The sequence below is a fragment of the Streptomyces sp. TOM-9 genome (assembly GCF_056858595.1).
Genome location: NZ_JBXEQB010000001.1, coordinates 1,467,180 through 1,482,227, shown reverse-complemented (window position 1 = coordinate 1,482,227; position 15,048 = coordinate 1,467,180). Strand labels below are relative to the sequence as shown.

Genomic DNA, 15,048 nt, shown 5'->3' with positions numbered 1-15,048 from the left:
GCGCGGAGTCGTCAACGAAGTCGACAAGACAAGGACATCCCATGGCCGGAATCCACACTGCGGTGCGTTCGCGCCGTAAGGCGTCGACGGTCGCCGTTTTGTGCGCCGCAACGGCGCTCCTGGCCCTCGCCGGTTGCGGCGGCAAGGGCAACTCGGCGAACGGCGCGTACGGCTTTCCCGAAGCCAAGCAGGAAGCCTCCTCGACGATCACCGTCTGGGTGGACGCGGACAGGCAGGCTGCCGCGAAGGCGTTCCAGACGGCGAACCCGGACACCAAGATCAAGGTCGTCACCTATGACGGGTCGGCCAACGGGTCCAACTCCTTCCGGACGAAGATGCAGCTCTTCGACCGCGCCGGCAGCGGCTGGCCCGACGTCGTCTTCTCCAGCCAGAACAACGACGCGGCATGGGCGAGCCAGAAGAGCGGCGGCAAGCAGGCGTTCGCGGCCGTGCTGGACAAGGGTCTGGTCCCGAAGGACACGCTCGGCAATTTCACCGAGGGCTCGCTCAACCCCTGCACGGTGGACGGCGCCGTGTACTGCCTGCGCAACGACCTCGCCCAGGCGGTGCTCTGGTACGACAAGTCCCTGCTGGACCAGTTCGGCTACGCCCTGCCGACCACGTGGGAGGAGTACCAGGCGCTCGGCGAGAAGGTCGCCAAGGAGCACCCCGGCTACATCGTCGGGACGGCCGGCGACGCCTGGACGCCCGAGGTGTTCATGTGGGGGAGCAAGTGCCAGGCCAATGACGTGCCCGGCCCCAAGTCCCTCACCGTGAAGACCGACTCGACCGAGTGCAAGCGGGCCGCCTCGCTGCTCGACACCCTCCGCGACAACGGGACCGTGCCGGTGGTCAGCGTGTTCACCCCCGAGTTCCTGAAGAAGTACTCGGGCAAGGTGCTGATGATGCCGGGTCCGGCCTGGTACGCCGGCGCGATCTTCAACAACCCCCAGTCGCTCAACGTGCCGGCCGGGCGGCTCGGTGTCGGCGCGCCGCTGCCGTGGAAGGGCGAGAGCGGGGCGGTGACGGGCAACGTGGGTGGCGGGACCTGGTTCGTCTCCAGCCATTCGAAGAACCTGAAGGCCGCCGAGAAGTTCGTCCAGTTCGTCACCACCGCCGACGAGTACCAGGTCGATGTCGCACCGGGTTACCCGGCGTACGCGCCCGCCGCACAGAAGTGGATCGCCAAGCAGGAGGCGAGCAAGTACTACGCCACCTCGCTGCAGCCGGTGGTGACCGCGGCGTCACAGGTCTGGGACGGCTGGGGCTACCCCATGTTCAGCCAGGAGGCGATATGGGCGAAGACGATGACCCCGGGGATCACGGGCGGCCAGTCGATCGTGGACCTGCTGCCGACCTGGCAGACGGCCATCACGAACCAGGCCAAGGTCAACGGATACAAGGTGAACTGACATGACCCTCGCTCCTCCGAGCGGCCGGCCGGCCGTCGACGCCTCGGGGCGTCGGCGGTCAGGCCGGGGCAGCGGCCGGTCGGCCGGCCGCTCCTTCGCTCGCAGTCCGATCGGCTATCTGTTCGTCTCGCCCTACGCGTTGCTCACCGTCGTCTTCGGGATCGTCCCTTCGCTCTACGCCGTACTCCTGGCCTTCACGAACGCCGACGGTGGATTCGCAGGCTTCGACAACTTCACGAAGGTCGTCGGCGACTTCCGGTTCTGGCCGGCCGTGTTCCACGTGACCACCTATCTCCTCATCTGGCTCCTCGGGCTGGTCGTCTTCGTCGTCGGCCTGGCGTTGGTGGTCCACGCGCTCGGTGTGCGGTGGGTCAGCACGACCCTGCGCTTCGTCTACTACCTGCCCGGCGCGCTCGCGGGCGCGTCCAGCGTCCTGTTGTGGCTCTTCGTCCTCGATCCGACCGCGAGCCCGGTCAGCGGTCTGCTCACGGCGATGGGGTTCGAGAGCTTCGTGCAGGTGATCCAACCCGGCCACCTTCCGGCGATCTTCGCGATCATCGCGTTCTGGACCGGAGCCGGCGGATGGATCCTCATCATGTACGGCGCCCTCAACAACATCAGCACCGAAGTGATCGAGGCCGCCCGCATCGACGGTGCGAACGCCGTCCAGATCGCTTTCCGGATCCAGCTTCCGATGCTGCGCAAGTGGGTCGCGTACATGGGCGTCATGTCGCTCGCGGCCGGGACCCAGCTGTTCGTCGAACCGCAGTTGCTCAGCCAGGCCAGCAACGCGGTGGTGCCCAACGACTACTCGCTCAACCAGCTGGCCTACCAGTACGCCTTCCAGCAGAACGACTTCAACGGCGCGGCGGCGATCTCGCTGATCCTGCTGGTCGTCGCGCTCCTGCTGTCCTGGGTGTTCGTGACCCGCGGCGGCCTCTTCGAGAAGGAATGACCATGGCAGCACTCTCCGCCGCACGCCGCCGGCCGAGCCTCAGCGGGTGGAGCGGGCGGTCCATCATCGGCGTCCTGCTCGTCGTCTTCGTCCTGTTCTTCGCCGTCCCGATCGTCTGGCTGCTCCTCGCGGTCACGAAGTCCTCGAAGACGCTCGTCGTCGCCGACCCGTTCTCGATCGGGTCGTGGTCGGACCTCGTCGCCAACTGGCACCAGTTGTTCGACTTCCAGGACGGTGCGGTGACGACCTGGATCGGGAACTCCGCGCTGTACGCGATCGGCGCTCTGGTGATCACGCTCCTCGTGAGCATCCCCGCCGGCTACGCGCTCGCGCTCACGGAGTTCAGGCTCCGGCAGGCGCTGCTCGTGCTGACACTCGTCGTCATGCTGATCCCCAACACCGCACTGGTGCTGCCGATCTTCCTAGAACTGAACAGCGTCGGCCTGATCGGGAGCCCGCTGTCGGTGATCCTGCCGATGTCGTTCTTCCCGTTCGGCGTCTATCTCACCTACATCTACTTCTCGACCAGCATCCCTCGGGACATCCTCGCGGCCGCGCGCATCGACGGCTGCAGCGGGTTCCAGGTCTTCACCCGGGTCGCCCTTCCGCTGGCCGCCCCGATCGTCGCCCTGGTGGCGTTCTTCAGCTTCGTACAGAACTGGAACAACTTCTTCCTCCCGTTCGTGATGCTGCCCTCGAGCGACGGCTACCCGATCCAGGTCGGGCTCACCTCGCTCCTGGCGTCAACCCCGGCTTTCAATCCCAGCTCCGCGGGATCCGACTCCGTCCAGCTGCCCACCCTGGCGCTGGGGACGATCGTGTCGATCCTGCCCGTCCTGGTCGTCTTCCTGTTCTCCCAGCGATTCCTGGTCGCAGGCATGACAGCCGGAGGAACCAAGGAATGACCACTCGCACCTGCAAGGAGAACCACCGCCGATGAAGATCACCGGGTACCGCAGTCTGAGCACCGTTCACGACTGGGGCAGAATCACCGGGGACGTCAACGGTGTCCAGCCCGGCCACTCCACGCCGGTCCCCGTCCTCATCATCGAGACCGACAGCGGAATCGAGGGAGTGGGCCTCGGGGCCCACGCCGACATCGCCCGTGTCTTCCCCGCGATCGAGGGCGACGACCCGCGCTCGGTCATGGCGCTCTACGACCGCATGCTCGACTGGGTGTTCAAGGCCGGTCACTCGGGATCCACCTTCGGCACCGTCGGGGCGGTCGACATGGCCCTCTGGGACATCAAGGCCAAGGCCGCCGACGAGCCGCTCTGGCGGACCCTCGGTGCCCGCGAGCGCTTCGTCCCGGGCTATGCGTCCGGTCTCGAGTACGGCCTGACCGACGACGAACTGGTCGACCTCTACGGCCGGTTCGCGGACCGCGGGTTCAAGGCCGGCAAGCTCAAGGGCGGCCGCGACCTCGACCGCGACCTGCCCCGGCTGGAGATCATGCGCGACGTCCTCAGCCGCAACTCCCGCCGGCCGGCGCTCATGTTCGACGCCAACGAGTCGTGGAACCACGCCCAGGCGGCCCGGTACGTCGCGGCCATCGAAGAGCGCATGGACCTCACCTGGGTGGAGGAACCGCTGCGCCGGTGGGACGCGGCCGGCATGGCCTCGCTGCGCGGGAAGGTACGCGCGGCGATCGCCAGCGGCGAGAACCTGACCGGGCTGGAGCAGTACCGCCCTCTGCTCGACGCCAACGCGGTGGACATCGTGCAGGTCGGCAACGTGTGGGGGATCACCCACTTCCTCCGCGTCGCGACGCTCGCGCACGCCCACGACCTGCCGGTGAGTCCCGTCGCGTACAACGCGAACCCGGTGGCGCACGCCGCCGCCGCCGTACCGAACCTGCTGACCTTCGAAGTCCAGGACCTTCACTTCCCCGTCGGTCTCGACGTGGACCAGCAGTTCGACGACGGAGGCATCGTCCTGGGCGATCGCCCGGGCATCGGGATCGTCGTCGACGAGTCCCGGATGTCACCGGTCGACGCCGCTCCGCCCCTGCCCGCGGCGACCGGCCCCCACATCCGGCCCGAACGCGCCGCCCTGCGGCTGGTGGCCGAACCCGACGTGATCGACGACCCGACGCACCGCGGAGGCCGAACCCGATGACCCGTCGACCCGAGCGCAGGGCCTTCGTCGTGGGTGTGCGGCCCGACAAGCGCGAGGAGTACCTGGCACTGCACCGTGCCGTGTGGCCGGGCGTCGAGCGAAAGCTCACCGAATGCAACGTACGCAACTACAGCATCTTCATCTTCGGCGACATCCTGTTCGCCTACTACGAGTACGTCGGCGAGGACCACGGGGCGGACATGCGACGGATCGCCGACGACCCGGTCTCGCAGGAATGGTGGACGCACACCGACCCTTGCCAGGTGAGGATCGCCGAGGAGCGTGATCCAGGCGCGCTGTGGCAGCCCGTCGAGGAAGTGTGGCACCTCGCATGACTGCCGGCATCGACGCCCATGTGCACCTGTGGGACCGGGCCGTGGACCCGCAGGACTGGATCGACCCGGAGACCATGGCGCCGATCGCCCGGGACTTCGGCGCCCGCGATCTGAGCGAGATGCTGGCCTCGACCGGACTCGACGGTGCCGTGGTCGTGCAGTCGAGCAACAGCCTCGACGAGAGCGTCCGGCTCGCCGGGCTGGACTCGCCCGCCGTCGCAGGCCTCGTCGCGTGGGTCGACCTCACGGCGGAGGTCGGACCTCAGCTCGACCGGATCCGCGAGAACGCCGTTGTCCCCGTCGTCGGGGTGCGGCATCTCGCCCACATCGACCCGGACCCGGAGTGGATGATGCGCGAGGAGATCGGTGCGGGCCTCGCCGTCCTCGAGCGGGAGGGCCTCTGCTTCGACCTCGTCGTACGTGAGTGGCAGCTCCCGCAGGCGACCCGTCTGGCCGCGCGCCACGGCGGACTCCGCTTCGTGCTCGATCACCTGGGCGGTCCACCCGAGCCCGGGCAGGACAGGAGCACGTGGGCGTCGCGGCTGCGGGAGCTCGCGCGACAACCGAACGTCGTCGCGAAGGTCTCGGGACTCACGTCGGGCCTCGCCCCCGGATCGTGGCAGGCAGCCGATCTCGCCGACCCGGTGACGATCGCCCTGGGATCCTTCGGCCCTGAGCGTCTGCTCTACGGCTCCGACTGGCCGTTGGCTGAGCTCGGCGGGGGAGCGGCGCCCTGGAAGTCCGCTCTGGAAACCCTGCTCGACGGGCTTTCCGCCGCGGAACGCGCGCGTGTGTTCGGCGGCAACGCCGCCGACGTCTACTCGCTTTCCTGATCGAGCGCCCGACCACGCGCCCGTGGCGCGTGGTCGGGCAGCCGACGACGCTCCCACGAGGTGTGGATGTGATCGTGCATGGCCTTCTGGGCCGCGGCTACGTCCTTCCTTGAGATGGCATCGACGATGGCCGCGTGCTCCTTCAGGGTCAGTGCGACCGCATCAGGGGGGTCGATGCCCTGGTAGCGGCTGGACTCCGTGGCGCGCTTGTACAGATGCTTGGCGATGTTCTCCGCCAGCCGGTTGCCCGAGATCTCCATGAGCGCGTAGTGGAACACCACATCCGCTTGCCGGAAGGAGTCCGTCTCGGACTCGCTTTCACGCATCGTGGTCAACGCGTTCTCCAGCCTCCTCAACCCATCTGCGCTGCGCGAAGCGGCAACCGCTCCCGCCATTGCCGACTCGAGGCTCGCCCGCACGATCGTCAGCTCGTCAAGGACACCGAGCGTCGCGTCGTTGTCGATCAACGCGGACAGCACCACCGGATCGAGCATGTTCCAGTACCCAGGCGCTCTCACCTGGGTGCCGCGGCCCTGGGAAACGATCACCAGGCCCTTCTCCTCGAGCCGCTTCACCGATTCACGCAGCACCGTGCGACTCACGCCGAAGTGTTCGCTCAGCGGACCCTCCGGGGGCAGCAACGCGCCTTCCTTCAACTGGCCCGTCACGATGAGGTCGACGAGCTCGGCAACGACCGCAACACCCAAGCGGCCGGCGGGCAGGCGTGGCGGGAACAGACGGTTCGAGGGCTGCGACTCGGATGGCATACGTATGACCTTATCGCTCAATCAATCTTCGGTCGCCCTTCCGTCAGCCCGATGCGGCGACCAGGCCGACACCCTGGACCAGGGTGCGCGCCGCGGACCGGGAGTCGCCGAGGTAGCCCGCGACCATCGCTCCGTCACGTAGGGCGACCACCAGGTCGGCGGACTGCCGGGGGTCCGTGACGCCCATGGTCGCGAAGGTGTCCTCCAGGATCTGGTGGAACCACTCGCGGTGCCTCAGCACGGCTTGGTGGATCGGGCACTCCCGATCCGGGTACTCCGCGGCCGCGTTGATGAAGGGGCAGCCCCGAAACCCCGGACCGCAGATCTCCTCGCCGATGCTGTGCGCGACGACATCGAGCAACGCCGCACCTCCCCCCGTCTTCTCGGCCGCCACGGCCACCCGGGACCGGATGTCGCGATCGGTGGCGTCCAGGTAGCCGCGCACCAGGTCGTTCTTGCCCTCGAAGTGCCGGTAGAAGGTGCCGCGCGCGACGTCGGCCTCCGCCATCACCCGGTCGACGCCGACAGCGCGGATCCCTTCGGTGTAGAAGAGCCTGCTCGCGGTGGTCAGCAGCCGCTCCCGCGCCGCCGACTTGCGGCCGGTCGTGGCAGGCCCGCTCTTCGTCTCGGTCATGGAGACATTATATAGAACGTTCCTTCCATAATCTGAGGTAGGCGCAAGCAGGTACCCAGGTCACAGCGCCACCGGCGGTGCAGGCGGATGCGCGGATCGGCATGCAATGGACGTGAGGCCAATGCGCGGGCCGACGCTGCCGACTGCTCCGCGACGGGAGGCGGGAAATGGTCGTGGGGGGGGGAATGGCCTTTGGCTGCCGAAATGGGTACGCGAAGTTCACGGGTCGGCGGGGCGCCTTTTCCGCTCCCGGCGTCACGCGCGTTCCGGTATTTCTGGCACGGTCGTGCCTGCCGCAGGATGGGCACCTGACGGGCCGTCCACCTGGGCGGGGACCCTCGCGGCGACAGAGGGGGGCGTCGACGGAGCCCGTGTCCGGACGGCACATTACCCCCCCGCGGACACTCCGCGGTCATGACTTTCACGGGACGGTGTCCTCGACGGTACCGCTTTCAGTGCCTCGCCTCCGCAGGCCCAGATGCCTCCTTTGCCGGCGCTGTGGCACCCGGGTGACGATGCCGACTGCCTCACCGTGAATGTCTGGACGCCCGATCCCGGGGCAGCCGGTCTCCCGGTGATGGTCTGGCTTTACGGGGGGAGCGTTCATTTTTGGTTCCGCGAGCCAGCCCGAGTTCGATGGCACGAACCTGGCCCGCTCGGGCGTCGTGCTGGTGACCTTGAACTACCGCACTGGCTTCGAGGGCTTGGGCTGGCTGCCGGACGCGCCGCAGAACCGGGCACTGCTCGACCAGCTCGCGGCCGTGCGCTGGGTTCAGGAAAACATCGCGCGTTTCGGCGGGGCCCCGGGCAATGTGACGATCTTCGGACAGTCAGCGGGAGGCAGCGCCGTGGCGGCGCTGACGGCCGCCGAGGCCGGCCGCGGGTTGTTCGGCCGGGCCATCGGACAGAGCGTCACAGCGGCCTTTCTGCCGGAAGAACTGGCGCGCGGCACGGCAGAGCGGATCGCGGCGGCGCTCGGTGTTCCGCTCACTTCCGAGGCCTTCGCGGGCGTGGCGTCGGAGGCGGTCCACGCCGTGCAGTCCAGGGAGGGCGAGGTCACTCCCTACGGACTGGTGGTGGATGGGGATGTGGTGCGTGACCAGCCCTGGCGCGGCCTGCGTGCGGAGGTCGACCTCATGACCGGGTTCGCCCGCGACGAGTACCGATTCTTCGCCATGGCGATGAGCGAGAACCTGTCCGCCGTTGACGTCGCTGGTGTCGCGGCGGCGCACGGCGTTCCTCTCGACGGCTACCGAGCCGCGTACCCTGGCGTCTCAGACGCTGATCTGTACATCCTCATCCAGTCCGACGCGTTCTTCCGCATGCCGTCGATGTGGTGCGCTCAGGAGCACTCCGGCCGCAGCTGGTGTTATGAGGTGGCCTGGCCGACCCCGGTGTTCGGCGGGGCGCTCGGCGCTTGCCACCTGCTCGACGTACCGCTGACATTCGGCAACTTCCACGGCCCGATGGCGGCGATGATCTTCGGCGACTCACTCCCGCCGGAGGCTGTCGGCCTGGCAGAGGAGTTCCGCAGGTCGCTGACGGCCTTCGCCGCCACCGGCGACCCCGGCTGGCCGCAGTACCGGAAGGGTGAGGCGCTCACGCAGATCTGGGACGTGCCCGTCTCAGTGGTGGCCGACCCCGTGTCGGCGTCCCGACAGATCTGGGCGGACAAAATCTAAAGCCCCCGGGAGCCTGCCGGCGAGTGTGGACCCGCTGGACCGGCATCCAACATCTCGGCGGGGTGGAGGGTTCACTCGCGAGGGCATCGTGCGGACTCTGCTCGATGCCCTTCCATCTGGCAGCTGGCTCATGCTGGGCCATTCGGCACTCGAACCCGGGGGCGCCGGTGACGAGGAGGCGATAAGGTTCCGGAGTGATCATGCCACTCCGCCGATCGTGGCTGCGGGCAGAGGTCGCGTCCTTCGCCGTGGGCCCGGACCTGCTGGAGCTCGGGATCGTGTCCTGCTCACGTCGGCGTCCCGACCGCCGGGCCGAACAGTGACCGGAGGTGGCACAGTTCGGCCTGGTCGCCAGAGAAGCCTGATGGTGGCCGGCCACCTGAGGCTCTTCGCCTCCCGTATCCGTCAGCCGCTCACCAGTCCATGGACGGTGGACGCGGGGCTGATGCTGCTCGTGCAGGCCGCCGAGACCATCCCGTTCGTCGTGCCGCGCTCGCCGTCATTGCCACCCGCCACCTGGGCGTCGTACGGTCTCACGACGCTCGGCGTGCTGCCCCTGCTATGGCGGCGCCGGGCACCAGTGACCGCGCTCGCCGCGGTCCTTGCCGCGCAGGTGCTCTACCGGTTCACGCTCGACGGACCTGGGCAGCCCCTGCCGTACAACGCGCTGGTGGCGCTCTACACGGTCGCCGAGCTGACCCCGGCCAGGTGGCGCATCCCCGTGGCTGCGGGAACGCTTGCGCTGATATTCCCCTCGGTGGCGCTCAACTCCGGTGAGGCCAGGGAACTGCTGTTCTCGTTGTTCCTCTTCGGCGCGGCGTACGGGTTCGGCCGCCTCACGCACACCCGGAAGGCCTACACGGCCGCTCTGGAGGACCGGGCAACTCAGCTGGAGCGGGCGAACCGCATCGAGGTGGAGCAGGCCGCCGCGGCCGAACGGGCCCGGATCGCACGGGAGATGCACGACATCCTCTCGCACGCGGTGAGCCTGATGGTGGTGCAGGCGGAGGCCGGCCCCGTCACGGTCCGTACGGCGCCGGAGCGTGCCGAGGCGGCGTTCGAGGCCATCTCCGAGACGGGGCGGGACGCGATGACGCAGCTCCGCAGGATGCTGGGGGTGCTCAGGCAGGACATGGAGACCCCGGAGCCCGCGTCCCGCAAACCCCTGCCCGCTCTGGCCGATCTTCCGCTGCTCGTGGAGCAGGTGGCCTCGGGCGGCCTCGCCGTCGAGTACGTGACCGTGGGTTTTCCGGGGTCCCTGCCGCCGGCCACCGAAGCGACCGTCTACCGGATCGTGCAGGAGTCGCTGACCAACGTGGTCAGACATGCCTGCGCGGAATCCGCGACGGTATGCGTGGAGCTGGGCGCCGAGACCGTGGAGATCACGGTCACCGACGACGGCAGGGGAGCCGCTGTCGGCACCGGCGGCAGGCCGGTCGGGGGCACGGGGCACGGTCTGATCGGGCTGCGGGAGCGGGCCGCGGCGCACGGCGGGACCGTCCAGACGGGCCCGGGCCCGGACGGCACAGGGTTCCGGGTGAGAGTGCGGTTTCCGCTGGCCGATGTCTTCATGGAGGTGGACGGGTGACCATTCGGGTGGTGGTGGCCGACGACCAGGAGCTGGTACGCAGCGGCTTCGCCATGATCCTCGACGCCCAACCCGACATCGAGGTGGTCGCCGAGGCGGCTGACGGGGCCGAGGCGGCGGAGGCCGTGCGGCTCCATGGCGCGGACGTGGCGCTCCTGGACGTCAGGATGCCGGGCACGGACGGGATCGAGGCGTGTCGCGCCATCGTCGCGGCAACCGACTGCCGAACGATCATGCTCACCACCTTCGACTCCGACGAGTACGTGTACGAGGCGCTGCATGCGGGGGCGAGCGGCTTCCTCCTCAAGGACGTCAGGCGCGACGATCTGGTCCACGCGGTGCGGGTGGTGGCCGAGGGCGATTCCCTGCTCGCCCCCACGGTGGCGCGCCGGCTGGTCGAGGAATACAGGAGCCGGCCCCGGCCGGCCTGGGCGCCTGCGTCGGACCGGCTCGACGCGCTGACCGCCCGCGAGCGCGAGACCCTGCTGCACCTCGCCCGGGGACTGTCCAACGCCGAGATCGCGGTCGCGCTGACGGTCAGCGAGCACACCGTGAAGACCCACGTCGGCAACGTGCTGGCGAAGCTCGGGCTCAGGGACCGCATCCAGGCGGTCATCTGCGCGTACGAGACCGGACTCGTGACTGCGGGGGGACCGGCCGCCGGCGGTCTCCCGGTACGTGATCCCTCTCCCGGAGGAGGCGGGCCCGCCGGCTCCCCCGCGGGGGCGAGTCGACGTCCGCACCAAGACCGCCCGCCCGGGCGATCCGCGCGGGGGCTGTGATCAACAGGATGGCAGGCAACGGCTCGCGCCGTTTCCCGTCGTCAGGAGATCACACGATGAACGCCCGTACCCGTACTGCCCTGTCCGCTCTGCTCGCCCTGACTGCCGTCGCCTTCCCGGCGGCCCAGGCGGCTGTGGCCACTCCGCCCCCGTTGCCGTCCTCGTGCACTTCCGGCACGCACGCGGGCGGGCTCGACACCGAGGCGTTGTGCGCGGCGCTCGGCTTCCTGCCCGACGCCGACACCACCGCCGCGCTCGTACGCGTCGGTGGCACGGACGGCACGTGGCGCGGCAGCGCGGGCGTGCACGACCTGGAGAGCGGGCGCCCAGCCGATCCGCGAGGCCGTTTCCGGGCCGGCTCAGTGACAAAAGTGTTCACGGCAGCGGTGGTCCTGCAGCTCGCCGCCGAGCGGAAGGTGGACCTGGGCGCGCCCGCGCGCCGCTACCTGCCGGCATTGATCCCCGCGGCGTACAGGGACGTCACCGTGCGGCAGCTGCTCAACCACACGAGCGGCATCCCGGCGGCTGACATGCCGGGCGACACCATCGAGGAGGCCTACGTCCACCGGTTCGATCTCTACACGCCCGAGGACATGGTGGAGAACGCGACCGCGAAGCCGGCCGAGTTCGCGCCCGGCACCCAGCAGCACTACCTCAACATCAACTACGCCGTGCTCGGTCTGCTGATCGAGAGGATCACCGGACATGCCTACGAAGAGGAGGTCGGCCGGCGCATTCTGAGGCCGCTGCGGCTTCAGAACACCTCTTACCCCGGCACCGACCCGCGCATCGAGGGACCCCACAACCACGGCTACCAGGCCTTTGCGCGCCCCGACGGCTCGACCGAGCTCCGAGACGTGACGGTCTGGGGCCAGACGCAGGGCTACGCGGCGGGCGACATCATCTCCACCACCGCCGACTTGGAACGGTTCCTGCAAGCGCTGTTCACAGGTCGTGTGGTGCCTCGGCCGCAACTGGAGGAGATGTTCACCCTGCCCGAGGCGTCGGTGCGTGAGTACGGCTCGGGGGCCCCGGCCTCCTACAGCGCAGGGCTGTCCAAGATCAATCTCGGCGGCCGCGAGGTCTGGGGCAAGACGGGCAGCCGGTACGGCTACACCAGCGCGATCGCCGCCACCCGGGACCTGTCCCGCACGATGGTGATGAACGTCGGTGCCACGGACGCGAAGGGCGAGGACATGAACTCCACCGAACTGGCTTTGATAGTGGCGGCATTCGGGGCTCCGTCCTCCTGAGGCCGGTGACGCTCCGCGCCCCGGAGCCATCACGATGGTGCCTGAGCAGGACACCGGGCATCCCCCGCCTCGAAGCCGACCTGGCCGGACGCCCGGTCTCCCGCCTGGACGAGTTCTCGCTGAACGCAGACCGGGGTGCCCCTCACCCCCATGGCCATGGTCTTTGCCAACGGCGCGACGGTCATGATCAACGGAGCCGGCCCGTGCCAGGTCTCCTCGACCCGGCACGGGCCGCGGTACCGTCCTGACGAGGCCGGGCGGCGCGCCGACGAACTCCGCCTTCAATGAGCCAGCGTTGACGCACCGACCTGGACCTTCCGCGAGTCCTGCTCCACCGCTCCGACGGGTAGTCAGGGGGAACAGGGATTCCTGACCATGAACCGATGCACTTCACCGTCCTGCCCATCCGTGTGAGGCCTGCTAGGCCACGCCCGGGGCAAGCCCGAAGAGGGGTGTGACACGACGAACCGGCCCCACCACGCCTTCCACGGGCGTGTCGGGGCCGGTTCCGGTTCGGGTCGCCGCCGCCCCTACGGGCGGGTGCCGGCGTCGGCTACGGGGTCAGCGGTGGCACTCCTGATGGGCGGGGCGCCAGACGCGGGTCCACTTGCCGGGGTGCCAGCGGTGATGCCGGTCACGGAACCCCGGGTGCCACTGCCGTGCCCAGTGGCCCGCCACCTTCGCGCAGTGGTGCGACGCTTTCGGCGGCCGGTGGTCCTGCGGAGCGGCCGACGCGGTGCCGACCGTGCCGACGACCGCGCCCGCAGCCAGGGCCACCGTTGCCGCGCCCAGGGCCGCGGCCCTCTTCAACCCGTTGATCATGTTCAGGCCTTTCCGTACGAACGGGGGCTGACGCCCCCGGGACTGCCCGGACCGTTCGGCCGGGCATGCGTTGATCCTCACCCTCCGGCGCCGCCAAAACACCGCAGAACACTGCTTCTCATGAAATGCAATTCAATTTCTCATTTGCCTTAAATAGTCATATGTTCGCGTAGTTCTTTGTTTGTTGCCGCCTCATACATGCAGCGCAGATGCGGGTCACGGCGCAGTTGCCGCACCTTGCTGCGATCGGTCGGCGTCGTGAACCCCCGGTGTCAGCGCCTGCCGCTACCGTTCGGCCGTCAACGATCTCCAGGGAGGGCGGCTCAATGGGTGCCAGTGGATGGAACGACGTCAATGACGACCCTCTCACCGGCCTGGACGATGTGCCCTGGGCCCAACTGCACCACTCCTACGGCACGGCCGAGGACGTCCCCGGACACCTCCGGGCGATGCAGGCAGGGGTTTGGGACGGCCGGCACCCGCCGAGTGCGCAACTCGCGAACCACATCGTCCACCAGGGCACGCGATCGCAGGCCGCGGTGTACACGGTTCCGTTCCTCGTGCGGATGGCACTCGACCCGAGATTGGTCAATAGGCATCGGTTCGTCGGCCTGCTGGTCGCCATCGCGATCGGGCTGGACAACAACTATCTGCCGAACGGCATCGACCCTCGCGAGGACCGCACCAACCTGGCGAACCTACGCGGCGAAGCCGACGACTGGGCTCAGTGGATCGGCGAAGCGGCGGGCGATGAGCAGCGCAAAGAGCGCGAGGAGACCTGGGCGCATGTGCTCATCGCCGCTGAAGCGGTGGTGCGTTCCTATGACGCCGTCCGGGAGGCGCTTCCCGCACTCGCCGTCCTGCTGACCTCGGACAGTCCTGAACTGCGGGCCGAGACCGCGCACTTGCTGGCGTGGTTCCCCGAGTCCGCGGCGACGTCGATTCCGCTCTTGAAGGCGTTCATCGCCGACGAAGGCTCGCCCGGAGCGGCAGCGACGGCAGTGGTCGCCCTCGGCCTGCTCGGCGAACCGGCGACCGTCCCCTTCATCGAGCGCTACCTGGACAGCCCGATCATCGAGCTGCGCTGGGCCGCCGCCTTCGCGTTGACGCGGTTCGGCGTCTCCGGCCCGGCCGTCGTCGACGTGCTGACGCAGGTCGTCGCCCGGCCGCCCGAGTCCACCGAGACCATGTCGTTCCTGAGCGGCTCGTACCGCGGCCTCGCGACCATGGCCCTGGCCGAAACACCCGAAGCGACGACACCCCGGGCGGTCGACGCCATGCTGGTCGGCCTGGCCGACTGTACGGGCGTCGATAGGTTCTACGACAGGTACTACACGGCGCATAGGCTGTTCACACTGCTTTTCCCGGGTGATCCCGCCGAGCCGCCGCAGTCCTTCGGCGACCTGAGCGACGTGCAGCAGCGTGTCGTGCGTTTCGTCGCCGAGCAGGACGAGACTGCCTGGCCATACGGTGCAATGGACGCCTTGCGTCGGTGGAAGGTGCCGACAAGGCACCCTGACCTCGGCGTCTACGCCGGGATTGTCCAGTCCGGCCAATAGGTTGGCGTCCGACGCCTCGCGCCACACCGCCCTCGACCCCGAGGGCAGCGTCCGCGTCCGAGTCGTGCTCCTCTTCGGCGATCAGGCCGAGATCGCGACACCGAGGACGCCGACACCCCCGAGCGGTATCCGGCCGCCGAGGTTACGGCCGCCGTCGGCCTCGAGCCCAGCGAGCTCCCGGGCAAGCGGCTGACGGCCCGGTTGGGCGCCGGCCACCGCCTCGAGGACTTCCGCCTCGCCTGACACGCACCTCGGCGCAACACAACGGCCCGGCACCCCACCAGGGGTCCCGGGCCGCTGATTCCGAG

General features: G+C 69.0%; 14 protein-coding genes and 2 pseudogenes. 13 read left to right on the top strand and 3 right to left on the bottom strand.

Features of this window, described 5'->3' with window-relative positions:
* The first annotated feature begins 41 nt into the window (after nt 1-41).
* The 6 genes from AC1VWI_RS06950 to AC1VWI_RS06925 are packed head-to-tail and all read left to right on the top strand — an operon-like array spanning nt 42 to nt 5,653.
* Complete coding sequence (locus tag AC1VWI_RS06950; RefSeq protein ID WP_499510054.1) at nt 42-1,412, top strand: ABC transporter substrate-binding protein; 1,371 nt, start codon at nt 42-44, stop codon at nt 1,410-1,412.
* Nucleotide 1,413: 1 nt separating this feature from the next.
* On the top strand, nt 1,414-2,367 hold the full coding sequence (locus AC1VWI_RS06945) for a carbohydrate ABC transporter permease (RefSeq protein ID WP_499510053.1): 954 nt from the start codon (nt 1,414-1,416) through the stop codon (nt 2,365-2,367).
* 2 nt (nt 2,368-2,369) lie between these two features.
* Nucleotides 2,370-3,272 carry a carbohydrate ABC transporter permease gene (locus AC1VWI_RS06940; protein ID WP_499510052.1) on the top strand — a complete coding sequence of 301 codons (903 nt, stop codon included), beginning with the start codon at nt 2,370-2,372 and terminating at the stop codon, nt 3,270-3,272.
* 31 nt (nt 3,273-3,303) lie between these two features.
* Nucleotides 3,304-4,485 (top strand): mandelate racemase/muconate lactonizing enzyme family protein, encoded by a 1,182-nt coding sequence (locus AC1VWI_RS06935; protein ID WP_499510051.1) that lies wholly within the window; start codon nt 3,304-3,306, stop codon nt 4,483-4,485.
* On the top strand, nt 4,482-4,820 hold the full coding sequence (locus tag AC1VWI_RS06930; RefSeq protein WP_499510050.1) for an L-rhamnose mutarotase: 339 nt from the start codon (nt 4,482-4,484) through the stop codon (nt 4,818-4,820). Before AC1VWI_RS06935 ends, AC1VWI_RS06930 begins: the two co-directional genes overlap by 4 nt.
* Complete coding sequence (locus AC1VWI_RS06925; protein ID WP_499510049.1) at nt 4,817-5,653, top strand: amidohydrolase family protein; 837 nt, start codon at nt 4,817-4,819, stop codon at nt 5,651-5,653. The genes AC1VWI_RS06930 and AC1VWI_RS06925 overlap by 4 nt, the downstream gene beginning before the upstream one ends.
* Here the strand turns inward: AC1VWI_RS06925 and AC1VWI_RS06920 are convergent.
* Both AC1VWI_RS06920 and AC1VWI_RS06915 read right to left on the bottom strand, forming a co-directional pair.
* Nucleotides 5,638-6,420: a FadR/GntR family transcriptional regulator gene (locus AC1VWI_RS06920; protein ID WP_499510048.1), complete on the bottom strand. Its 783-nt coding sequence runs from the start codon at nt 6,418-6,420 to the stop codon at nt 5,638-5,640. The genes AC1VWI_RS06925 and AC1VWI_RS06920 overlap by 16 nt on opposite strands.
* Nucleotides 6,421-6,463: 43 nt before the next feature.
* A complete protein-coding gene (locus AC1VWI_RS06915) occupies nt 6,464-7,054 on the bottom strand; it encodes a TetR/AcrR family transcriptional regulator (RefSeq protein WP_499510047.1) in 591 nt (196 codons plus the stop codon).
* 442 nt (nt 7,055-7,496) lie between these two features.
* Between AC1VWI_RS06915 and AC1VWI_RS06910 the strand changes: the two are divergent.
* The 6 genes and pseudogenes from AC1VWI_RS06910 to AC1VWI_RS06885 all read left to right on the top strand — a co-directional run.
* Nucleotides 7,497-7,649 (top strand): annotated as a pseudogene (locus AC1VWI_RS06910) (carboxylesterase family protein); the annotation flags it as partial.
* A gap of 7 nt (nt 7,650-7,656) precedes the next feature.
* Nucleotides 7,657-8,736: pseudogene (locus AC1VWI_RS06905) on the top strand (carboxylesterase family protein); the annotation flags it as partial.
* A 200-nt stretch (nt 8,737-8,936) separates the two neighbouring features.
* Nucleotides 8,937-9,059 (top strand): hypothetical protein, encoded by a 123-nt coding sequence (locus AC1VWI_RS06900; RefSeq protein ID WP_499510046.1) that lies wholly within the window; start codon nt 8,937-8,939, stop codon nt 9,057-9,059.
* A gap of 41 nt (nt 9,060-9,100) precedes the next feature.
* The gene (locus AC1VWI_RS06895; RefSeq protein WP_499510045.1) at nt 9,101-10,324 is read left to right on the top strand and encodes a sensor histidine kinase; all 1,224 of its coding nucleotides are present in this window, start codon (nt 9,101-9,103) and stop codon (nt 10,322-10,324) included.
* Nucleotides 10,321-11,106, top strand: a complete 786-nt coding sequence (locus AC1VWI_RS06890) for a response regulator (protein ID WP_499510044.1) — start codon at nt 10,321-10,323, stop codon at nt 11,104-11,106. Before AC1VWI_RS06895 ends, AC1VWI_RS06890 begins: the two co-directional genes overlap by 4 nt.
* A gap of 56 nt (nt 11,107-11,162) precedes the next feature.
* The gene (locus tag AC1VWI_RS06885) at nt 11,163-12,359 is read left to right on the top strand and encodes a serine hydrolase domain-containing protein (RefSeq protein WP_499510043.1); all 1,197 of its coding nucleotides are present in this window, start codon (nt 11,163-11,165) and stop codon (nt 12,357-12,359) included.
* Nucleotides 12,360-12,920: 561 nt separating this feature from the next.
* Here the strand turns inward: AC1VWI_RS06885 and AC1VWI_RS06880 are convergent.
* Nucleotides 12,921-13,181: a hypothetical protein gene (locus AC1VWI_RS06880; protein ID WP_499510042.1), complete on the bottom strand. Its 261-nt coding sequence runs from the start codon at nt 13,179-13,181 to the stop codon at nt 12,921-12,923.
* A gap of 326 nt (nt 13,182-13,507) precedes the next feature.
* Here AC1VWI_RS06880 and AC1VWI_RS06875 point away from each other — a divergent pair, with 326 nt between their 5' ends.
* Nucleotides 13,508-14,740: a HEAT repeat domain-containing protein gene (locus tag AC1VWI_RS06875; protein ID WP_499510041.1), complete on the top strand. Its 1,233-nt coding sequence runs from the start codon at nt 13,508-13,510 to the stop codon at nt 14,738-14,740.
* The last annotated feature ends 308 nt before the right edge of the window (nt 14,741-15,048 follow it).